Origin of the sequence: Sedimentibacter sp. (genome assembly GCF_038562225.1) — a bacterium.
Classification (GTDB): Bacteria; Bacillota; Clostridia; order Tissierellales; family Sedimentibacteraceae; genus Sedimentibacter.
Genome location: NZ_JBCFAS010000003.1, coordinates 239,749 through 260,511, shown reverse-complemented (window position 1 = coordinate 260,511; position 20,763 = coordinate 239,749). Strand labels below are relative to the sequence as shown.

Sequence of the window (20,763 nt, the reverse complement as noted above, 5' to 3'; positions counted from 1 at the left end):
AGTTCGGATTAAATGCTCCAAAGCTACCTTCGGCACACATGTACTTATGAAACCTTTCAACCGGCGGGTTTCACTCTCTGGAAAGTTTATGAGCCTACTCCTCTTCATCACAGCATCATATTTAATTACTTACCATAATATTAAAATAATGTTTATTTGTCAATAACTATTTGAGCAATTTGTACGCGGATTTACATAATCAATTGACAATCATAATATTTTATAATATACTTGAGGCAATTAAACATCTTTCGATATTGGTGCGCCTTTGGCAATAATAGGGAATTGGGTTTGAATCCCAAACAGTCCTGCTGCCGTAATGAGAGAGCGGTTTTTTATGCTTTTAGCAACCACTGGATTTTCCGGGAAGGTAAAAAACAGCTATGACCTCTGAGTCGGAAAACCTGCCAGTATTATTTGCGTAAATACCGCAAATGCTATGCATTCCAGGAAGAAGGGCGATAGCTTACAGTAACAGTTGGACTCATAAGTCTGTGGTAATTACGTTTCGGCAATCCGAAACGTTTTTTTATTGTTCAGACAGTCAGACTAATCGATTCGTATTTGCAGGGATGTTTAAAATACATCGGAGGTAATATATGAAAAAGAAATTAGCAGCAGCCGTGGTAATGTTGGTTATCATGGCATCAGCAACCGCATGTTCCAAGTACATGCCGCAGGAAAAACCGGTTCAGAGCGCTTCAAAGGAACCAGCGCAGGAAACACAGCAGAAGGCGGAGCTTCCCACAGAAGACAGAGCCGGAAACAAGATAGAAATACCTGAAAATGTGGAAAAGATAATTTCCATGTCTCCATCAAACACCGAGATAATCGTTGCCCTGGGTCTTGGAGACAAGATTATAGCAACCGACAAATATTCAAGAGATATTGAAGGTCTCCCGGAAGGCATACCCTACTTTGACATGATGACTCCGGACGTGGAGCAGCTTGTTGCTCTTGAACCTGACCTGATAATTGCTTCAGGCATGAGCAAGAAAGACGGAAACGACCCCTTCAAGCCGGTTAAGGATCTTGGCATATGCATGGCTTACATTCCTTCAAGCAGCAGCATGGATGGCATATATGAAGACATAATGTTCCTGGCAAATTCCCTTCATGCAAAGGAAAAAGGGCAGGAGCTTGTCGAAGGAATGAAGGTGAAGATTGATGAAATCAAAAAACTTTCGGCCAATGTGAAGGAAAAGAAGACCATATACTTTGAAATAGCCGCAATGCCCAACCTTTACAGCTTCGGCAGCGGTGTGTTCCTCAATGAGATGATTGAAATAATCGGTGCAGAAAATGTTTTTAAGGACCAGGAAAAATGGATTTCAGTATCGGACGAATCCGTTTTAGCAGCAAATCCGGACGTGATACTGACAAATGTAAGTTATGTGGAAAACCCCACGGAAGAAATAAAGTCAAGAGCCGGCTGGGACAGCATGGAAGCTGTCAAGAACAACCAGGTATTTTATATTGACAACACATCAAGTTCACTTTCAAACCACAATGTGGTTAAGGCACTGCAAGAGATTGCTGAAGCCGTATATCCTGAAGTTTATGTGAAATGAGCACAAGAATAAAGGTTATCATATCCGTCGTAATCTGCATAATAGTAGTGATGATGGGCATAGGACTGGGAAGCATTTATGTTCCCGGAAGCCATATAATAAATATAGCGGCCAACAAGCTCTTCTCATATCCCCTTAGCTCGGATGTTAAATCAGTTTCGGTTTCAATTGTGTGGAACCTGAGGCTGCCCAGAACAATTCTGGCATTTCTTGTGGGAGGGGCCTTGGCTGTAAGCGGCACTGTAATGCAGTCGGTTCTTAAAAACCCTCTGGCATCGTCCTATACACTGGGAGTTTCTTCCGGAGCGTCATTGGGAGCTGCCTTTGTCATAGTCACGGGATTTTCAATACCGCTGATTGGACCTTTCACGCTTCCTTTGGTAGGCCTCACTTTTGGTCTTCTGACTGTTTTCTCTGCTGTGAAGTTTGCGTCCAAAATGGACAGAAATCTTGAAAACAACACGATCATACTTGTAGGAATGGTGTTCTCCCTGTTTGTGAATGCCATTCTCACCTTGCTGACTTCCATGGCGAAGGAGCATCTTGAGCAGCTTACGTTCTGGCAGATGGGTAGCTTCGCCCTGAAGGACTGGTCCAACGCTGCAGTGCTGTTTCCAATCGTGGTTGCCGGCGTGCTGGTCATAGGCAGCTACGCAAAGGAACTGGACATAATGACATTCGGCGAGGAGCAGGCCTTCACCATGGGTGTGGATGTCCAGAAGGTAAAATGGCTTCTGCTGGGGCTGTCGGCAGCCCTGACAGGAAGCGCCATTTCCTTTGTAGGAGTGATAGGCTTCATAGACCTCATAGCTCCCCACGTGGTCAGGAAGGTTTTCGGTTCTTCCCACAGGATAGTGATACCCATGTCCATGCTGTTCGGCGGTGCCTTCATGGTTCTGTGCGATCTGGCAGCCAGGACAATCATATCACCTTCAGAGCTTCCGGTTGGTGCCATAACGGCTATTGTTGGAGCGCCGTTCTTTGCATATGTGTATTTTTCCAAGAGAAAGGAGCCTTAAATGCTTACCTTAAAAAATGTTTCCGCCGGATACAACGGAGCAGATGTCATATCAGACATATCCATCGACGTCATGGAGGGTGAAAACCTCTGCATACTGGGACCTAACGGCTGCGGAAAGACAACGCTCATAAAGACCATATCCGGACTGATACCTCACATGGGAACGATCGAAATAGACGGCGTGAACATCTCAGACATGAAAAGGACGGAAGTTGCCGAAAAGATTGCGGTAATGAGCCAGATTTCAACCATATATTTTTCCTACACCGTGTACGAGACGGTTCTGCTTGGAAGGTATCTTCACATGAAAGGAAGGACGTTCAAGGAACCCACAGCCAGGGACAGGGAGTACGCAGACTCCTGCCTGAAAGCTGTTGGACTCTACAACCTGAAGAACAAGCAGATAAACACCCTGTCAGGCGGCCAGCTGCAGAGAGTTTACCTGGCAAGAACGCTGGCTCAGGACCCTCAGATAATCCTTCTTGACGAGCCCACAAACCACCTTGACCTGAAACATCAGGCGGAGCTGGTGGATTTTTTGAAGGACTGGTCCAGGGAGAAGAACCACACGGTTATAGGGGTGTTCCACGACCTTAACCTCGCCATGAAAATGGCTGACAATGTGCTGCTGATGGATAAAGGAAAAATTGCAGCCTACGGCAAAACAAAGGATGTGATTTCATCCAGACTGTTAAGCGACGTGTACGAAATGGACGTAGCAGGCTACATGATAGAATCCCTGAAGCAGTGGGAAGCAGTTGATAACGGACCCTACAGGACACGACTTCGCAAAATCAAATAGAAACATAAAGGGCAGTACACTGCCCTTTTTTATATTCAAGTTTCTAAGGGATCAATTTATTACATCAGCTCCGCAGCTTCCTTTGAAGCAAGCTCTGTTATTACCTTGTATCTCCCTGTTGAAGCTTCCAGCGCCGCATCAAACACTTCAGGCAGCATTTTTTCGAAAACCTTCACTCCCTCATATGTGATTCCTCCCTTTGTTGAAACCCTGCTGATGGTTTCCTCAAAGCTCATGTTCTTTTCCAAAAGAAGCCTTGAAGCACCCAGCAGCGAAACAAGAAGCATGTGCTCAAGTTCCTCGTCTGTGACGCTTTTGCTTCTCTTTGAAGCAGCCTTCACAAATTCAAGCATTATCTCTGCAAAGAATCCGGGGAAGCTGGCAGTCATGTTCTGGCTCAGATTAATGTCTTCCTCGCCCATTACCTTCACCTCGCTGAAGTTTCCCATAAGGCTTTCAAAAAATTCCTTTTCGGCTTCATTAACACGACCATTGTGACAAGCGATGGTAATGCCGCCGTCCACCATTGAAATCAGCGTCGGCATGAAGATTGTAACACTGCCTGAATGGAATCTTTCAATGTCCTTCATGGCAACCATGGACGTTGAAATCATAATGTGCTTATTTTCGTTCAGGTGCGGTTGTATTTCCTTCAGCACCTTCGGAAGGTTCAACGGTTCAACACATATCATTATGTTGTCGCACTTCTTTGCAAGCTCTATATTGTTCCTGAATACATTGAGTGCAGGATATTTCTTTTCAAGGCTGTCAAGTTTTTCCGGCGAACGGTTTGCAACGGTTATGTCTTCCTCTTTAATCAGGTCAAGTTCCGTAAACTTGTGCAAAAGCATTGACCCTACATTTCCTATTCCTATAATTCCTAGTTCTCTTTTCATAATATCCTCCTGATAATAAAATAATCCGCCTCTTTACAAAGAGGCGGATTTCCGCGGTACCACTCTAATTACTGCCTTTCAGCAGCATCTCATTTCAATAACGGTTTAACCGTTTGGGTTGCTACACCCAAATGCTCCGAGACGGGTTTTGCGTTCAGCGGGACGGAAGCTTTCACCGGACGCTTCCTCTCTTTGGACCATGCACGCATAATGTTTCTCATCTATGCAAGTATTTAATTTTTGCCGAGGACTTTAATAAAAAAAACCGCCTCTGACTAAGAGGCGGAATATCCACGGTACCACTCTAATTGCTGCAGAAATAAATGCAGCACTCATTTAAATAACGGTTTTAGCCGTTTGGGTTGTTACTCCCAAATGCTCCGAGACGGGTTTAACATGCAGCGGGACGGAAACCTTACACCGGTCGTTTCCTCTCTATGGACCATGCATATCTACTGCTTCTCTTCATAGCTTAATATTAAAAAGAATAATATACCACCTGATGCTTTTTGTCAATAACAAATTTTAGAAAATGTAAAATTTAGTCCAAATTGTTAATACCCGCAAATATGGGTATAATAGCTGCATCACAATAAGGAGGTACATATGAACAATTTGCTGCCCATATTATTGGCATTGACGATGATTTTTACAGGCTGCACTAGAGAAAGCACACCTGTGCCTGGCAAGGATGAGGATAAACCATTGCCGTTAAAAATAGAAGATTACTATCCTTTTACCGAAAACACCAAGTACACCTATGAGGGAGAAGGTAACGAATTTGCCTTTTTCACAACATACGTTGATTATACAGACGAAAGCAGAATACAGCTTCGATCTGACAACGGCGGTACAGAAACAGTAAAGGTTATGGAACTTAACAACGGACAGCTTACACAGCTCTTAAACAGAGGAGAAACATACTTCAGGGAAAATTTCACGGATAACCAGCTCCAAGGCGGCAGAATCCTCCTGAAGGAGCCTCTGGAGGAAGGGGACAGCTGGACAAACGACGATGAAACAACTTCAACAATCACCTCCATTGACAGAGAAGTCGTAACAAAGATAGGAAACTATCAGACAATCGAGGTTACAACCGAAGGCCCTCAGGGAAAGACCACGGATTTCTATGCCAAGGACATAGGCCTTGTAAAGACAGTCAGTGAAGGCGAAGGATACCAGGTATCCTCAACACTTTCTTCAGTAGAAAAGGATCAGCCCTTCATACAGACCATAACCCTTTTCTATCCCGATGCTGACGGAACAGCCATAAACACTGCCGCGGTCCAGATATCCTTCAATACAAACGACAACCCCAAAGACATCATCGAGAAGAACATTAAGGACCTGTCTGTTTATGAGATTTTAAGCCCCAACGCCAAAATCAACGAACTTTACTTTGATGAGCAGGAAAACAGCGTGCACATTGACCTGTCAAAGGAATTCGTCACTGAAATGAACGCCGGAAGCGGCTTTGAAGCAATGATTCTGCAGTGCCTCACCAATACCCTGGGGACATACTACCAGGTGAATGATGTTTATATCACAATAGACAACGAACGCTACGAGTCAGGCCACATCATAATTGAGAAAAATGAACCATCCAAGGTTGACTTCACCAATGTGAAAACTGCAGAATGAAATTTAGGGCTTTTGGCTGTGATGCCAATAGCCCTATAAATTTCCTTCCCTTTGGGATTGTGCTATTATCTGCCGTCTTGCAGAAGCCAGCACCTGCTGAAGTATATTGTATGGTTGGTTAACCGCAGGAATTATTTCATCTAAACTAAATCCATAAACATCTTTCCAAATTATTGTAATCCTGTTCAATGGTTCAAGGGATAGTATGATCTTTTGCAGCAAATTTGCATCAGCTTTTTTATCATGTTCTACACAGTCCTCGTCTGTAAAGGACTTGGGATTGCTAATGTAAATATTACAAATATCTCTTGCAATACACATAAAAAAATCTTCAGACATGTTATTGCTCAAATCTGATGCCTGAACCATCCTATTAATTGCCGTCTCCGCTAAAATACATGCTGAATTCTCAGATCCTGTTAATCGAAAAGCAAAAGCATATGCTTTTTTAAGAAATATTTCCTTAGACATATTATTCATCGGATTCCCCACATAAAACCGGCAAATAAATTCCATTCTGATTTTATCATGGAATATAACTTTCACCGGCTACCCATATAATTGCACGTAAGCGTTTGCAAATGCATTTTTATATATAATTCAAAACAATATATATTCTATTGCTTAAAAGCTGTAACGACATAAATGTTTCTTAAGTGAGCCTTTTAATAATTTTTAAGAGTCCCGTATATCAACATAATTTTATAACTTATAAAATTATGTTGATATATTCCCCCATGCTTTTACAACCAACCGGATATAAAACATCTTTACCAAAATCTTACGCCAATAAAATCTCATAAGTTCCCCTCAGCTTAATCGATTTTATATTTATGTTTTATATTACTGTATTATATATTTTGTAATTTAATTTGTCAATATTAAACTCATTTTAATTATATATCAATTAATTGTTTTTAAAAAAGCTTTTAAAATATCATTTAATTGACACAATAATAAGAATAGCCTATAATATTATTTATAATATAATGATATTCAATATAATTAAATAATTTAAATATACAGAGGTGTTTTTTATGGATAAGAAGAATTCATTTTCGTTAACAAAAAATGAACAGGAAATTATGGAGCTATTGTGGTCGCAGGATAAGGCTCTGTCACGCTCTGAAATTATTGAACTTTCTACGGAACGTTCCTGGAAAAAAAGCTCAATTCACATTTTACTGAACAGCTTATTGGAAAAAGGTGCAATAAAGGTGGAAGGCTTCGTAAAAACAGGCAAAAATTATGGAAGGACATATTCTGCAGCATTTACTCCGGAGGATTACCAGATTATGCAGTTTAAGCAGGGAGCAAACTATCTTAAATCCAAATCCTCAGCCATTACCGGCCTTGTATCGGCACTCGTTCAGGATGACGATATTGATGGTGAAACGCTTGATAAGCTTGAGGCTATTCTGAAGGAACGAAAGAGCGATAAAAAATGACTGTAACTCTTTTCTCGGTTATTACTTCTATACTGCTGTGCAATGTATTTTTTATTGTCATTGCCTTATTGCGTAAGCGTAATAGCTTTATAATCAATTTCAGCCTCATTCCTTTAATATTGTTGATTGTTTCCGGAATTTTTCGTTTGATTTATTTTGTAGAATTTCCAAATGCAATAGTCATCGAATCACATAAAGTTTTTCCTGCCGTTATGGATTTTTTTAACAAGCAATTATTTACCGTTTATAATAATATTTCAATACATATTCATGATTTATTGATTGCTGTCTGGTTCATTGGAAGTATATTTTACATATTGAAATACGTAAGTCAATCAATAAGTCTCTATCATTCTGTCAATGCTGTTTCCGGAACTCATGACACAAGGATTGTTTCATGCATGGATGAGATTATAGCAAAAAGCTATAAAAATACAAAAGTAAAGATAATACAATCCAGGGAAATCACCGTTCCTATGATAGCAGGATATTTTAAACCTGTTATTTGTCTTCCTGATTTTGCATTTTCAGATGATGAACTGAAAAATATACTTATTCATGAATGGACTCACTATTTGAATAGGGATGCATGGGCTAAATTTTCCATGTACTTTCTGTGCTCGGTGTTTTGGTGGAATCCTTTTGTTCATTTATTAAGGAAAGAATTGGATCATATTTTGGAAATTCAATGCGACCTAAGCATTACGTCTCAAATGGATGAACAAAGACGCATCAGCTACCTGGAGAGCATCCTAAGAGTCATCCGTGAGGCAAGAAACATTACTGTGCTGCATACTACTCCTATGAACTGTGCTGCACTAGTCAGCACAAATAATACGAAGAAAATCGAACAAAGATTTAATCTTGTTCTTAATTATAATTCCAGCATAAAAAAGCAGCACAAATTTCATATTATTTTGATGTGTACCATTATCTTATTGTCCTTCCTGGCATCGTACAAGCTTGTCATACAGCCGGTTTACACTGTACCAGAACAATCTCAGGAAGAAATTTTTGACATTAACCCTGAAAATTCATATTTGATACTTAATGAAAACGGCACTTATTCCTTATACTCTGACGGCAAATACAGATGTGATATAACTGACATCGATATAGAACCATTTTCATTATTACCTGTTAAATAGCAAATGAATGTGAAGGAGGTGAATAAATTGAAAATAAGAAATTTTTTAATTCGTTGTTCCATTTTTGTCTTGCTTCTGATGTGCCTAAGCACAGCTTTTATTCCAAAACATGCTGTATACGCAGCAGAAAAAGCAAGTTCTGAAGTAAATGGCGGTGCAGTGATAAATGCAGAACAAACAGTATGGAAATACAGGGTTGTGGACGGAAAACTGCAAAAACGATTATGGTCACTTACCTATGGGATATGGCTTACTGATTGGGAATGGGTATAACCTCACTTAGCTTCAATCCATGCTGGGCGCACGCAAAAACAGCCTCCGGAAATCCGAAGGCTGTTTTTTATATGGCGTATTCGTTTAGGCTGATGATCTTGCTTCCTTTTTTTACTTCTCTTGCAGGTATTCCTACAACGGTGGAATTGGGAGACGTGTCGTAAAGCACTACCGCATTGGCTCCTACTCTTGTTCCGGAGGCTATATAGATGTTTCCGAGAATCTTTGCCGAACTTCCTATTGTAACATTATCGCCTACGGTTGGATGTCTCTTTCCTTTTTCGTTGCCTGTTCCGCCCAGGGTAGCACCGTGAAACATTGTAACATTGTTTCCTATAACTGCCGTTTCCCCTATAACCACTCCCATGCCGTGGTCGATGAACAGTCCCTTGCCGATTGTTGCTCCAGGATGGATTTCAATTCCGCTCCATTTTCTACCCATGTTCGACACCCACCTGGCAAGGAAGAATCTTTTCCTTCTGTAAAGGCTGTGAGCGATTCTATAGGTTATTAGAGCCTTCATGTGAGGATACAAAAGCAATACTTCTATTCTGTTTCTTGCTGCAGGGTCTCTGTCAAAAACCGAATCTATATCTTCAACTATTGATCTTACAAATCTTATCATAGGATACTCCCTTCTAGTAATACTTAACCATTGACAGGTACTTTTCTCCTCCGTCGGGAGAAACAGTAACTATTTTTTTGTTCTTTCCGTATTTGTCGGCAAGCTTCCTGGCTGCTGCCACGTTTGCACCCGTGGATATTCCCACAAGTATTCCCGTCTTGGCTGAAACCTCCACTGCTGTGTCGATAGCCTCTTCATCGGATACAGTCAATATTTCGTCGACAAAGTCTCCGCTGTATGCTCCCGGCACAAAGCCTGCTCCTATTCCCTGAATCTTGTGAGGTGACGGACTTCCTCCGGACAGCACCGGTGATTTCGCCGGTTCGGCTCCGGCTGTCACTATATTCTTGTTGTATTCCTTCAGTCTTTTTGAAACTCCCGATATTGTTCCTCCCGAACCTACGCCTGCCACAAAGATGTCCAGGTCGTTAACCTGACTCATTATTTCGACGCCGGTAGTGTTGTAGTGGATAACAGGATTTGCAGGATTGTTGAACTGGTCAGGCATGAAGTAATTTTTGTCTTCCTTCAATAGCTCGTTTGCCCTGGCTATGGCACCGGACATTCCCTTTGAACCTTCAGTCAGAATCAATGTTGCTCCGTATGCTGCAATGATGTTTCTTCTTTCTACGCTCATTGTTTCAGGCATTGTTATTACAACCTTGTAGCCTTTCAGCCTTCCTATAAGTGCAAGTCCTATTCCTGTATTCCCGCTGGTGGGTTCAACTATGATGCTGTTCTTTTTCAGTATTCCTTTTTCCTCGGCGTCCATTATCATTCCAAGGGCAGCTCTGTCCTTGATGCTTCCTCCGGGATTGAATTTCTCCATTTTTATAAATATATTTTCCCCCGGCAGCTGTACTATTGGAGTGTTGCCTATTAATTTCAATGTTGTGTAATTTTCCATATCTACCATCCTTTTTGATTTCCACTAAATCGGAAAATAATGAATAGCTAATTGATTTTGTAAGGTTAGGGGGCTGTTTGTCATGCAGGGCATACCACAGTCAGGGCATACAAAAAATCCGCCTCTGTTACAGAGACGGATTATAATCCGCGGTCCCACTCTTATTGGCAAATAACTTGCCCACCTTTATCTAGCACCATCATGCTATCCCATATTAACGGATTGGATCCGCAGCAGCCTACTTATGTTTCGGTGCCGTACTCCGAAGGGCACTTCACATATACATCCAATAAGCATCCTTTCAGCCTGGAGATGCTCTCTCTGAAAATTCAATATACGTTACTTTCCTTCTTCACTGTATTTCCTACTAATTTAGTTGGGTATATTTTTTACTTATTATATTATACACCATACAAAAAAGCAATACTTTTTTATATGTATTTTAAAAAATATTATTTTTACAAACATCTGGTAAAATACTCTCGTGGAATTATATTGTATAGACATATTTTAATAAAGCGAAAAATTTTTATTAAATTTCGTAAATTAAATTTTAAATAATACGAAATATTTATTAGTAAATATAAAATTTGTAGTAATTGATAATAAGAAATGATACAATACCATTTGACTAAAGAATATTAAGCATAAATTTCATGAGAATGATATAAGTTAAGTATCACTCTCACTTTTATAAGAATATAGATAAATTAATTGGGAGAGTACATGAATTTATTGTCTCTAATATCATTTTTCAATGCATATAGTTTTGTTATACTGGCGATTTTGATTTTAAAATTGAATAACAAAGAAATATTAAATAGATTAGCAGCACTTGTTAATATTTGCTTTGCTATTTGGTCGTTTACTTTTGTCTTTTTTTATAATGCTCCTACTGCCGAAAGTGCCATGTTTTATCATAGAGCTGGTTCTTTTGGTTGGATTTTGTTTTGCGTATTTGCGACTCATTTTTTTCTCATACTGTCAGAAAAATTGAAAAAAAATCATAGTGTTAAGTTATATCTTTTAATGTATACACTTCCATTAATTCTTTTGATGAAATCATTGTTTACATCAGAGACACCTGTTGCCAAAAACATGATTCAAAGCAAAATAGGGTGGGGCTGGACATACATATCAAATGTTCGTTCCGCATGGTTTTGGTTGTATGTTTTATACATAATTATATATTTTTGTTTCTCTTTATACTTTACATATGCATGGGCAAGGAAAGATAATAGAATTAGATATTTGAAACAAGCAAAAAGTATAATATTTCTTGATATTGTAATGCTTACGATAGGATTTTTTACTGATTTGATTTTACCTGCCATCACTTCATTTATGCCGCCTATGTATAGTTTGTTTTCCATATTATGGGGGGTTGGATTTTATTATATCGTTAAAGCCTTCAAGCTTATGAGCGTATATGATGCGGCATCTCCTGATTTGATTATGAAAACAGTTATGGATCCAATAATATTACTTGACAGCAAAGGATTAATTCAAAAATGTAATCAAGCAACTGAGGATTTATTAAAATGCAGCAATGAACAAATAATCGGCAGACCATTTTCTGAATTTTGCGAATCAAAGAAATATAATGAGAACGAACTTGAAACTCTGTTTAATGTAAAAATAACCAGAAATGTTCAGATTAACATGGTTGATTCTTCCGGTAACATTATAAATGCACTTGCTTCTGTTTCTGTGGCTGAAAGCGAACTGGATGGTATAGTAGGAATAGTATTAAACATTCATGATATCACAAAATATATTTCACTTTCAAATGAGCTTGAGCGGATGGCTAATTTTGATAAGTTGACAGATCTTCCAAATAGAAGATTGCTATTTAGAGAACTTGAATTATTTATATCAAGTTACCAGGAATCAGGTGCAAAATTTGCAATAGGATTTATTGACCTTGATGGATTTAAAGCTGTAAATGATTCTTACGGTCATAATATAGGCGATTTGCTCCTCGTGGAGATTTCAAAAATGTTAGCAGCATCAATGAGAAAAAAAGATATAGTAACACGTGTGGGCGGAGATGAATTTGTCGTATTGATTTCTGATTTGCAGCAGGAATATGATCTGATTGCATTTATTCAAAGAATTAGAGAACTCTTCCACAATCCATTTATCATCAACGGTTGCATTTGCCATGTTGGTCTTTCCATTGGAATAAGCCAATGTCCGGAAGACGGCATAACAGCAGATGAACTCATAAGAGTTGCAGATAGCAGAATGTATGAAGAGAAGAGTTCAAAAAAATGTTGCTGATAAAGCAACCAACCTGCAATGTCCTGTCAGATGAATATCTGACAGGTTCTTATTTTCCGTGATTGTAACCTTTCATCTTTTTTATGAGACTGTAGGTTATTTTTGCCGTAAGCCCCCATATTATTTTATCATCGTACTTGTAAAAATAAACAGGATACCTGATGTTGCCCCAGTTGTAGTTGATGCCGTCGTTGACCATGTGGTACGGAAAATCTTTGTCAGCCTGGGGATAGTAGTTCATGAAGTACTTTTCAGGCTCGTTTTCAAGAAAAAAAGACAGGGGCACGCAGAACAGATCTTCAACCTCGTCCCTGTTGTATTTAATTTTAGACGGTTCTGTGTTGTTGATGTATCCCAGAAAGGAATAGACAAAGGACCCGCTTTTGCTTGTGGCGTAATCAAGCTCGGAAATTATTTCTATGTTGTCCCTGTGCACGCCCAGCTCTTCCCATGTTTCCCTCATGGCAGCGTCCGCAGGACTTTCAAATTCCTCGATTTTTCCTCCGGGAAACGAAATTTCGCCCGGCTGCCTTATTGTCTTGGAACGAACTTCATATATTAGATTCAGCTCTCTCTCTTTCTCAATCAAAGGAACAAGTACGGAAAATCTGAAATCCTCATCTATGGGTTTAGGCTCAATGCTTTTTGCCATGCGCCTTATATCTTCAATATTCATTAAACAAGCCTCATCAATCCAAATAGTATAAATACCAGCCCTGATATTGTCTTAATTATATAGGAAGGAATGTTTCTAGTCAATGAAGATCCGATAAATATTCCCAGAATGCCAATGACCAGCATGCCTGATACGGACCCTGCCAGCACCAGGACCGGATGAGCGGCTTCCATAGCCAACGTCATTGCAGTCAACTGCGTTTTGTCCCCTATTTCTCCCAGCAAAAACGTAAGGGCAGTTGTAAGTACCGGTCCAAAACGGAAATTGCTGCTGCTGTCGCTGTCTTCGTCAAACACTATGGTTATAATTCCAAATATTATAAAAACCATTCCCGCAAATATCTGCAGCAGTCCTTGGTCAATCATACCGGACAAAAAACAACCCAAGCAGACAGCAGCACCATGATTGATGGTAACTCCAAGCAGTATTCCCAAAACCATCTGCATCATGGTGTATTTTGCAGCCAGTGTCATGAGCATCAGCTGTGTCTTATCTCCAACCTCTGCAACAAATACCATAGCAAAGGCTTCCAGAAAGTCTCCCCACATACGTCCTCCAATAATAATATTAAAAATTCTTTAACTAATTGTACATATATATTATAATATTAGAAGCAAAGTACAAACAGAACCTAAATTAACCCCAATCAGTGGAGGAAATATGTTAAATATATTGATTACAACAGCTCCCTTCGGCAACGGTCACAAGATGGTTGCCACGGCCTTAAAGAATGCATTTATAAACAAAGGATACAACAACGTCTTTATTGTGGATTTGTTTACGGAGGCCCATCCAAAAATAACCGAAACCATAAAGAAGGCATACATAAAAAGCTACGATTTCGGAGAAGCATATTCCATGCTGTATTACGGATCCGAAAAGCTTACGGACATGAGAGTCATAGAAATATACAGAAATTTCGGCTACAAGAAGCTTGAACAGATATCGCGGGATTTCAGTCCTGACCTTATAATAAACACGTTTCCCATACTGTCCTCGCTGAAAATAAAAAACAAACTGAACAAAAACATTCCGGTCTTCAATATCGTGACTGACTTTTACGTACACAAGCTCTGGATAAGCGAGGAAATAGACAAGTTTTACATAGCTACAAACGAGCTGCAGGAAGAACTGAAAAAAATGAACATACCGGTTGAAAAGACCGTTGTGTCCGGAATTCCTATAAGGGAAGCCTTTGAAGAAGCCGAGAGCTTATCCAATCTTTACAGAAAATTCAATTTCAAGAGAGGAAAGAAGATTGTTCTCATTAATTCCGGAGCTTTCGGAGTTTTCAGGGACACAAAGAAGGTGTGCGTGGAGCTATGCAAGAACAAATCCATACAGGTCGCCGTGGTCTGCGGCAACAACCACATTCAGAAGATGAAGCTTGAAGAGCTGGGCCTGAGAAATCTGAAAATCTTTGGTTTCATTGAAAACATCGATGAGCTTTACAAGATATCCAGCTGCATGATTACAAAATCCGGCGGCATAACGCTGAGCGAGGCACTGGCAGTGCAGATACCGCTGATCATAATAAAGCCTGTGCCGGGCCAGGAAAAGGAAAACGCCCTTTACTTCGAGAAAAAAGGTGCTGCCATAATTGCCGACAATGCGTATCAGATTGTAAACAGCACCATAGAACTCATAAACAACCCCAGTCTGCTCAACGCCATGCGCAAAAACATGAAAAAAATGTACAACAAATCCTCTTCGGAAAAAATAGTGGACGATGTGGTAGAGAGCATAGAAAGATAGAGGAGTCCCATGAAAAGAACCCTGCTGTTATTATTTTTGATTTTGACGTTTTCAGGCTGCAGCAAGGAAAGAGAAACTGTTTCAGAGTCTGCTGCCGCAGTTGAAACCATGACAGTTCACGAAGAAACAACCGATGATACAATAAACTACATGGGAATCGTAAACAGCGACTCCCTGAAGAAATATTCCTTCAAGACCGGAGGCACCCTTAAATCCGTCTTTGTTACTGAAGGACAGTCCGTTGATGAGGGCGACGAGTTGCTGGAGCTTGACAAGTCTGATCTTAAGCTTCAGGCTGATGCTGCAAAAAGCCAGGCGGACGCTGCCTTCGCCCAGTATGAGAAATCTGTGGCAGGTGCTTCAAACGAAGACATCAACTCTGCAAGGCTCGATGTGGAAAAATCCCAGGCAGCATATGACTTTGCACTAAAATCCTTCAATGATGTCAAGCTTCTCTTCGAAGAAGGAGCTGTATCAGAAACAAGCTTCAAGGAAGCCGAACTGAACTTAAGCATTTCAGAAAAAGAGCTGGAACAGTCCAAGGAAGTTTTAAGCAAGGCCCAGGCCGGGACACGCAAAGAAGACATCTCCTCTGCCTTTTCACAATACCAGGCCGCCAGGGCAAACTACGAAGCTGCAGCAAAGCTATTCGAGGAGGCGACGCTGGTATGCAGCGTTAAAGGCTACGTGGCGGAAATACTGTACAGGGAGGGAGAACTTGTTCCCCAGGGTTATCCTGCAGTGCTTGTGCAAAGCCAAAATCAGGTCATTACCGTCGGTGTGACCCAGGAGGATGCAGAAAAAATTACTGAAGGGACAAAAGCCGTTGTCACAATCAACAAAACCCCCTACCAGGGCGAGGTTGCAGCCATAAGCCAGACACCCGATGAACAATCAAGAACCTTTTCAACAGACATACTCATAAAAACCGACAGAAAATTTTACATAGGCTCCATGGGTCAGGTGGATCTCGTAATAGGACAAAGACACGGTATATGGCTGGAAATACCTCTCATTTTAAATGACGGCACCGATTATGTGTACACCGTAAAAAACAATACCGCTGTCAGGACAAACATAGAGATTACAGCCGTGGATAATGAGCGGGCGCTGGTGACGGGACTGTCGGACGGCGACATGGTTATCACAGTGGGTACTGAAAAAATCAGGAACGGCTCACCTGTTCAGTTAAGGTAGGAACTATGAAAAGAATAATATCATTCCTCCTGAAGGAAAAATACATCGCTGCTGCAATTTCTGCCATTACAATATTGTTTGGCATTTATTCCTTCTACTACATGCCACGCCAGGAGAATCCTGACATCACAAGCCCTTCGGCACTTATTACGACCATATATCCAGGTGCCTCCGCCAGTGACATTGAAGAGCTTGTAACAAAAAAAATTGAAGAAGAAGCCTACAAGATAGATGGAGTGGAAAAAATTGATTCCATATCCAACGACAACTTCAGTGCCGTAATAGTTACCATCAGCTATGCTGTTGACAAGGACAAACAGTGGGATGATCTGAAGGATAACATAGAAGGAATGCAGGACGACCTTCCTTCAGGCTGCTATGCACCGAGCATAGATACGGAGTCCATGGTTAAAACGGCAGGGATGCTCTTAAGCATAACCGGAAAAGGCCTTACCCACGACCAACTTGAGCATTATGCAAAAGATCTGAAGGAAAACCTTTCATCCCTAGACGAAATAAACAAGATTTCCATAGAAGGCACCATAAACAGAAAAGTCTTCGTGGAAGTTGATTCCATGAAGCTTAACAACTATTCAGTGTCCATGGAGGACATCTACTACCTCCTCCAGTCTCAGAATCTGAGAATTCCCGCAGGCTACCTTGAAACACCCGGCGGCAGGATTAACGTAAATGTACCTGAGAGCTTTGAAAGCATCGAAGACATTAAGAACCTGATAATAACAGCTTCACAGGACGGAAGCTCCGTACGGCTCAAGGATGTTGCCAGTGTCTATTTCGGCCAGGAGAAAGATGCAAAAAAAATGTACCATAATGGCTCGGAAGCGGTTGTACTGGCAGCCTATTTCAAGACAGGAAACAACATCGTACTCACAGGCGGTGAAATTGATGAAGCAATCCTTAAGACGAAAAACAATGCCGCCGCAGACATAAACATAGACAAGATAACCTTTCAGCCGGATGATGTAAAGCTGGCGCTGAACGACTTCATCCTGAACCTGTTTGAAGGTGTGATATTCGTAATATTGATAGTTCTTCTGGGAATGGGAATTCGAAACGCTGTCATAGTATCTGTTTCTCTCCCTCTCACGATCTTTGCAACATTTGCATTCATGTACGTCTTTAAAATAGACCTGCAGCAGATATCAATATCAGGTCTGATAATGGCAGTGGGAATGGTTGTGGACAACTCCATTGTCGTAACCGATGCTGTCCAGGTACGACTGAACCAAGGCTGTTCCAGGGATGAAGCCGCCCTCATGGGAGTAGCGGAATCCGCCGTTCCCGTCTTCACGTCAACTCTCACGACGGTTGCAGCATTGGCAACATTGTTTGTGCTGCCAGGAGAAGCCGGCGAATTCATAAAGACCATGCCGGTGGTAATTATTGCTGCGCTCTTGTTTTCATATGCAGTTTCCATACTTGTAGTGCCTGTGTTCGCTTCTGTGTTCTTCAGGACAAACACAAGGCTTGACAACTACGAAAGCAGGACAAGGATATTTTTTTCAAATCTTTTGAATGCCACACTCAGAAGGAAAAAACTCACCTTGGTGTGCGTATTCTTGTTTTTTGCAGTCAGCGTCATGATTGCAGTGTTCGTCCTGCCGCTGGAGATATTCCCCTACACGGACAAGGACTACATTTATGTGGATATGGTCAACTTAAAGAAGGGGGACCCTGAAAGCACCCTTGAGCTAACAAAAAAGATTGAAGAACTTCTTCTGGACGAGCCTGCCGTTGAAAGTGTCTCTTCATCCGCAGGCGGGTATTTCCCAAAGTTTTATCTGACCTCCGCCATCGGGTCGGATTCAGTGGATTTCTCTCAGCTCATAGTGAGATTTAATCTTAAGAAAGACAGAAGCTTCAAAAATAGCAAAGAAGATTTCATGATGCACGTGCAGGGAAAACTAAATGAAAATATAGCAGGTGCCGACATTACCGCCAAGCTTCTGGCCATGACGGCCCCAGGCTCTGATATTGAAATTCTTGTTACAGGCAAGGACAGAAAAATTCTGGCAGAAAAGGCTGATTTTATAAAGGATGAGCTCATGAAAACAGAAGGATTATACAACATAAGAAGCACCGGCTTCCAAAGCAGACAGGAATATGTGGTTGAAGTGGATGATGCGGCGGCTCTTATGCTGGGTCTCACTAAGTATGACATACAGCGCCAGATCAACATAGCGCTGAGCGGAACTGAAGCATCGGTACTTCGGGTAAACGGAAATGAATACGGCATTTTTCTGAAATCTGACATTTCAAACCTGCGCCAGCTTGAGAACTTCAGGATAAAATCCTCTGCAACAGGAAACAAAATAATGCTCAAGCAGGCTGCAGACATAGGCATAAAAGCCTTTGAACCCACTGCCATCAGGTACAACAAGGGAGCTGTCATCAAGGTTACGGCTGAGGTTTCAAAGGGATACAGCAGCCAGACAATACAGGGAAAAATCGAGGATACCATCAGGGAAAAATACGATGACGAAAATTCGGATTACCGGTTCGGCGGAGAGAAGCAGACTCTGGCAAAGTACCTTAAAGGTCTTGGAATAGCAGCCGCCATATCCCTGGCTGCAATATTCGTAATACTCATGGTGCAGTTCAACTCCGTGAAGCAGCCTCTCATTATAATGATATCCGTTCCCCTGTCGGTAATAGGTTCCATACTGGGTCTTTGGATACTCAATCAGCCGTTTTCATTCACCGCAGGTCTGGGGCTGTTGTCGCTCATAGGAATAGTTGTCAACAATGCCATACTGCTGATTGAATACATAAACAGGGCGAGGAATGACGGCCTTTCGACTTTGGATGCATGCAAAAGCTCCGTGAAAAGAAGGTTCCGCCCCATTATGCTTACAACCGTCACTACGGTTGCCGGTCTTGTTCCACTTGCCCTGTCATCAAGCTCATTTTTTACACCCATGGCTGTGGCTCTCATGTCCGGACTTGCAATTTCCACGTTTTTAACGCTGATAGTTGTTCCTACAATTTACTGCATCTTTGAATCATCAGCTTGAATTCATATAAATTAAGCCGGGCAATTTGTCCGGCTTTTTGCATCTTCATTTCATTTATTTGAGTTATGCCTTATTCCTTTTTGCGAAGGCACCTGCCGAAAAAACCAGAAATCCTGCTGCAATGCCCGGAAAGATAGGATCAAAGTTTAAATCCAGCAGAATACCGCATGCAAGATGTGTTCCCACTCCGGCTATGCTTGACGCAACGGCGAATCCTATGTGGACCTTGTTTTTGAAAAAAAGCGCCCCGAGCATGGGGAACAAAAGAACCGTGCCTCTAAGACCGGTGGCCAGGAATCCCCATGACAAAATGGGAGAATCGGGATTCATGCTCACAATAAATGAAGAAACCAGAAACGACAACACAATGAACGTCCTGCTCACCAGCAGTTCCCTTTTGCCGTCAGCAGTCCTGCATATGAATTTTTTATACAAATCCTTGGATACAATGGTGCCGAAGCCAAGAGCCATACCGGAGCCAGTTCCCACCAGAGCCAGAAGAAGTGTGGCAAGGACTGCCCCTCCCAGAAGCGGATGCATGTTTTCCAGCACAAACAACGGGAATGCCTGGCTTGAATCCATGAGGGGATGCTGAATCCTCATGTACATTCCGATTAGCACGGAACCAAGACCAACCGGCGGAAGCAGAAGAGCAGCCGCAACGGTTGCCTTTTGCGCATCGCTGTCGGTTCTCCCGGAAAGTATGGTCTGCACGTAGGTCTGCCCGCAAAACACTCCAAGAACCACTGATACCAGGGATCCAAAGTCAATGCCGAAGCCCCTTGCAAACATGCTGAAGTATTTTTCTGCCGGTAGGGCGTTGTAGATTGGCGTCATTCCTCCGCTTAGGCTCAGTATTTTGTAGGTTCCGAAACCAACAGCCACATAGGTGAGGACAAGCTTAACATTGCCAAGAATACCGGTACCAAGCACACCGCCGAACACAACGTAGCAAATCATGATTGAGACAGTTATGGCTGCGCTCATGGCAGTGCTTATTCCGAACACAGTTGTCAGCAATGCGTTGGCTGACAATATCTGAGCCACTATGTTCAGCACAATTCCGATTGAGCTCAGAACGGATGCTACAACACCGGCAGTGCTTCCGTACTCGTGCGATATAACCTGCTGAATGGTATCAAAGCCGCTTTTTCTGAAGGGCTTCACGAGAAAAAAACCAAACAGAAGACATCCCAGCCCTGTTCCCAGCGTAAACCACCAGGCAGTCAATCCATAGCTGAAAGCAAGCTGAGCTGTTCCTATTGTAGATGAGCCTCCGATCAGGGTGCTGATAAGAGCCCCTGCAACCAGAGAAAAGCTTGCACTTTTTCCCCCTGTGGAAAAATCCGATGAATTTTTCACCTTTTTCCCCGAGTTTACGCCTATTACCATAATCAGCAGCAGCGTAGCCGCCATACCTGCCACATGCAGTGAAGAAATCTGTGCCATTTTATCCCCCATTTGTTTTTTGACCAACATAAATAA

18 protein-coding genes, 1 riboswitch and 4 other annotated features (1 of these 23 only partly in view) are annotated in these 20,763 nt (G+C 41.6%); of the genes, 11 read left to right on the top strand and 7 right to left on the bottom strand.

Annotation, left to right across the window (positions count from 1 at the left end; all coding sequences use genetic code 11):
- Nucleotides 1-120 (bottom strand) — a binding site (T-box leader) (it extends 85 nt beyond the left edge of the window).
- Between the two features lie 121 nt (nt 121-241).
- A riboswitch (cobalamin riboswitch) is annotated at nt 242-427 on the top strand.
- A gap of 172 nt (nt 428-599) precedes the next feature.
- Genes AAGU76_RS13045 through AAGU76_RS13035 form a run of 3 tightly spaced genes read left to right on the top strand, consistent with a single transcriptional unit; the run spans nt 600 to nt 3,394 of the window.
- Nucleotides 600-1,571 (top strand): ABC transporter substrate-binding protein, encoded by a 972-nt coding sequence (locus tag AAGU76_RS13045; protein WP_342485946.1) that lies wholly within the window; start codon nt 600-602, stop codon nt 1,569-1,571.
- Nucleotides 1,568-2,590 (top strand): iron ABC transporter permease, encoded by a 1,023-nt coding sequence (locus AAGU76_RS13040; RefSeq protein ID WP_342485945.1) that lies wholly within the window; start codon nt 1,568-1,570, stop codon nt 2,588-2,590. The genes AAGU76_RS13045 and AAGU76_RS13040 overlap by 4 nt, the downstream gene beginning before the upstream one ends.
- Nucleotides 2,591-3,394 (top strand): ABC transporter ATP-binding protein, encoded by an 804-nt coding sequence (locus AAGU76_RS13035; RefSeq protein ID WP_342485944.1) that lies wholly within the window; start codon nt 2,591-2,593, stop codon nt 3,392-3,394.
- Nucleotides 3,395-3,453: 59 nt separating this feature from the next.
- Here AAGU76_RS13035 and AAGU76_RS13030 read toward each other — a convergent pair whose 3' ends face one another.
- On the bottom strand, nt 3,454-4,290 hold the full coding sequence (locus AAGU76_RS13030) for an NAD(P)-binding domain-containing protein (protein ID WP_342485943.1): 837 nt from the start codon (nt 4,288-4,290) through the stop codon (nt 3,454-3,456).
- 36 nt (nt 4,291-4,326) lie between these two features.
- Nucleotides 4,327-4,523, bottom strand: a binding site (T-box leader).
- 42 nt (nt 4,524-4,565) lie between these two features.
- Nucleotides 4,566-4,768: a binding site (T-box leader), on the bottom strand.
- Between the two features lie 128 nt (nt 4,769-4,896).
- On the opposite strand from AAGU76_RS13030, the gene AAGU76_RS13025 reads away from it, so the two are divergent.
- A complete protein-coding gene (locus AAGU76_RS13025; protein ID WP_342485942.1) occupies nt 4,897-5,931 on the top strand; it encodes a GerMN domain-containing protein in 1,035 nt (344 codons plus the stop codon).
- A 33-nt stretch (nt 5,932-5,964) separates the two neighbouring features.
- On the opposite strand, the gene AAGU76_RS13020 is transcribed toward AAGU76_RS13025, so the two are convergent.
- Nucleotides 5,965-6,411: a hypothetical protein gene (locus AAGU76_RS13020; protein WP_342485941.1), complete on the bottom strand. Its 447-nt coding sequence runs from the start codon at nt 6,409-6,411 to the stop codon at nt 5,965-5,967.
- 557 nt (nt 6,412-6,968) lie between these two features.
- Between AAGU76_RS13020 and AAGU76_RS13015 the strand changes: the two genes are divergently transcribed.
- From AAGU76_RS13015 to AAGU76_RS13005, 3 genes are read left to right on the top strand one after another with little or no spacing between them, the layout of a single operon-like run.
- A complete protein-coding gene (locus AAGU76_RS13015) occupies nt 6,969-7,379 on the top strand; it encodes a BlaI/MecI/CopY family transcriptional regulator (RefSeq protein ID WP_342485940.1) in 411 nt (136 codons plus the stop codon).
- Nucleotides 7,376-8,527, top strand: a complete 1,152-nt coding sequence (locus AAGU76_RS13010) for a M56 family metallopeptidase (protein WP_342485939.1) — start codon at nt 7,376-7,378, stop codon at nt 8,525-8,527. Before AAGU76_RS13015 ends, AAGU76_RS13010 begins: the two co-directional genes overlap by 4 nt.
- A gap of 27 nt (nt 8,528-8,554) precedes the next feature.
- Nucleotides 8,555-8,800 (top strand): hypothetical protein, encoded by a 246-nt coding sequence (locus AAGU76_RS13005; RefSeq protein WP_342485938.1) that lies wholly within the window; start codon nt 8,555-8,557, stop codon nt 8,798-8,800.
- Nucleotides 8,801-8,867: 67 nt separating this feature from the next.
- On the opposite strand, the gene epsC is transcribed toward AAGU76_RS13005, so the two are convergent.
- Both epsC and cysK read right to left on the bottom strand, forming a co-directional pair.
- Entirely contained in the window at nt 8,868-9,425 is a 558-nt protein-coding gene (epsC, locus tag AAGU76_RS13000; protein ID WP_342485937.1) for a serine O-acetyltransferase EpsC, read from the bottom strand.
- 13 nt (nt 9,426-9,438) lie between these two features.
- Nucleotides 9,439-10,332, bottom strand: coding sequence for a cysteine synthase A (gene cysK, locus AAGU76_RS12995; RefSeq protein ID WP_342485936.1), 894 nt, complete (start codon nt 10,330-10,332; stop codon nt 9,439-9,441).
- A gap of 128 nt (nt 10,333-10,460) precedes the next feature.
- Nucleotides 10,461-10,697: a binding site (T-box leader), on the bottom strand.
- Nucleotides 10,698-11,058: 361 nt separating this feature from the next.
- Here cysK and AAGU76_RS12990 point away from each other — a divergent pair.
- Nucleotides 11,059-12,615 carry a sensor domain-containing diguanylate cyclase gene (locus AAGU76_RS12990; protein WP_342485935.1) on the top strand — a complete coding sequence of 519 codons (1,557 nt, stop codon included), beginning with the start codon at nt 11,059-11,061 and terminating at the stop codon, nt 12,613-12,615.
- A 49-nt stretch (nt 12,616-12,664) separates the two neighbouring features.
- Here AAGU76_RS12990 and AAGU76_RS12985 read toward each other — a convergent pair whose 3' ends face one another.
- Entirely contained in the window at nt 12,665-13,291 is a 627-nt protein-coding gene (locus AAGU76_RS12985; protein ID WP_342485934.1) for a CoA pyrophosphatase, read from the bottom strand.
- Entirely contained in the window at nt 13,291-13,839 is a 549-nt protein-coding gene (locus tag AAGU76_RS12980; protein ID WP_342485933.1) for a TMEM165/GDT1 family protein, read from the bottom strand. The genes AAGU76_RS12985 and AAGU76_RS12980 overlap by 1 nt, the downstream gene beginning before the upstream one ends.
- A 112-nt stretch (nt 13,840-13,951) precedes the next feature.
- Here AAGU76_RS12980 and AAGU76_RS12975 point away from each other — a divergent pair, with 112 nt between their 5' ends.
- From AAGU76_RS12975 to AAGU76_RS12965, 3 genes are read left to right on the top strand one after another with little or no spacing between them, the layout of a single operon-like run.
- Nucleotides 13,952-15,046 carry a glycosyltransferase gene (locus tag AAGU76_RS12975; protein ID WP_342485932.1) on the top strand — a complete coding sequence of 365 codons (1,095 nt, stop codon included), beginning with the start codon at nt 13,952-13,954 and terminating at the stop codon, nt 15,044-15,046.
- A 9-nt stretch (nt 15,047-15,055) separates the two neighbouring features.
- Nucleotides 15,056-16,243, top strand: coding sequence for an HlyD family efflux transporter periplasmic adaptor subunit (locus AAGU76_RS12970; RefSeq protein ID WP_342485931.1), 1,188 nt, complete (start codon nt 15,056-15,058; stop codon nt 16,241-16,243).
- A 5-nt stretch (nt 16,244-16,248) separates the two neighbouring features.
- Nucleotides 16,249-19,278: an efflux RND transporter permease subunit gene (locus AAGU76_RS12965; RefSeq protein ID WP_342485930.1), complete on the top strand. Its 3,030-nt coding sequence runs from the start codon at nt 16,249-16,251 to the stop codon at nt 19,276-19,278.
- A 63-nt stretch (nt 19,279-19,341) separates the two neighbouring features.
- Here AAGU76_RS12965 and AAGU76_RS12960 read toward each other — a convergent pair whose 3' ends face one another.
- Nucleotides 19,342-20,727 carry a sodium:solute symporter family protein gene (locus tag AAGU76_RS12960; RefSeq protein ID WP_342485929.1) on the bottom strand — a complete coding sequence of 462 codons (1,386 nt, stop codon included), beginning with the start codon at nt 20,725-20,727 and terminating at the stop codon, nt 19,342-19,344.
- Between the last annotated feature and the right edge of the window lie 36 nt (nt 20,728-20,763).

Bases quoted from the DNA above. Each gene is read 5' to 3' on its own strand.
- AAGU76_RS13045 (WP_342485946.1), top strand. From the start codon at position 600: ATGAAAAAGAAATTAGCAGCAGCCGTGGTAATGTTGGTTATCATGGCA.
- AAGU76_RS13040 (WP_342485945.1), top strand. From the start codon at position 1,568: ATGAGCACAAGAATAAAGGTTATCATATCCGTCGTAATCTGCATAATA.
- AAGU76_RS13035 (WP_342485944.1), top strand. From the start codon at position 2,591: ATGCTTACCTTAAAAAATGTTTCCGCCGGATACAACGGAGCAGATGTC.
- AAGU76_RS13030 (WP_342485943.1), bottom strand. From the start codon at position 4,290: ATGAAAAGAGAACTAGGAATTATAGGAATAGGAAATGTAGGGTCAATG.
- AAGU76_RS13025 (WP_342485942.1), top strand. From the start codon at position 4,897: ATGAACAATTTGCTGCCCATATTATTGGCATTGACGATGATTTTTACA.
- AAGU76_RS13020 (WP_342485941.1), bottom strand. From the start codon at position 6,411: ATGAATAATATGTCTAAGGAAATATTTCTTAAAAAAGCATATGCTTTT.
- AAGU76_RS13015 (WP_342485940.1), top strand. From the start codon at position 6,969: ATGGATAAGAAGAATTCATTTTCGTTAACAAAAAATGAACAGGAAATT.
- AAGU76_RS13010 (WP_342485939.1), top strand. From the start codon at position 7,376: ATGACTGTAACTCTTTTCTCGGTTATTACTTCTATACTGCTGTGCAAT.
- epsC (WP_342485937.1), bottom strand. From the start codon at position 9,425: ATGATAAGATTTGTAAGATCAATAGTTGAAGATATAGATTCGGTTTTT.
- cysK (WP_342485936.1), bottom strand. From the start codon at position 10,332: ATGGAAAATTACACAACATTGAAATTAATAGGCAACACTCCAATAGTA.
- AAGU76_RS12990 (WP_342485935.1), top strand. From the start codon at position 11,059: ATGAATTTATTGTCTCTAATATCATTTTTCAATGCATATAGTTTTGTT.
- AAGU76_RS12985 (WP_342485934.1), bottom strand. From the start codon at position 13,291: ATGAATATTGAAGATATAAGGCGCATGGCAAAAAGCATTGAGCCTAAA.
- AAGU76_RS12980 (WP_342485933.1), bottom strand. From the start codon at position 13,839: ATGTGGGGAGACTTTCTGGAAGCCTTTGCTATGGTATTTGTTGCAGAG.
- AAGU76_RS12975 (WP_342485932.1), top strand. From the start codon at position 13,952: ATGTTAAATATATTGATTACAACAGCTCCCTTCGGCAACGGTCACAAG.
- AAGU76_RS12970 (WP_342485931.1), top strand. From the start codon at position 15,056: ATGAAAAGAACCCTGCTGTTATTATTTTTGATTTTGACGTTTTCAGGC.
- AAGU76_RS12965 (WP_342485930.1), top strand. From the start codon at position 16,249: ATGAAAAGAATAATATCATTCCTCCTGAAGGAAAAATACATCGCTGCT.
- AAGU76_RS12960 (WP_342485929.1), bottom strand. From the start codon at position 20,727: ATGGCACAGATTTCTTCACTGCATGTGGCAGGTATGGCGGCTACGCTG.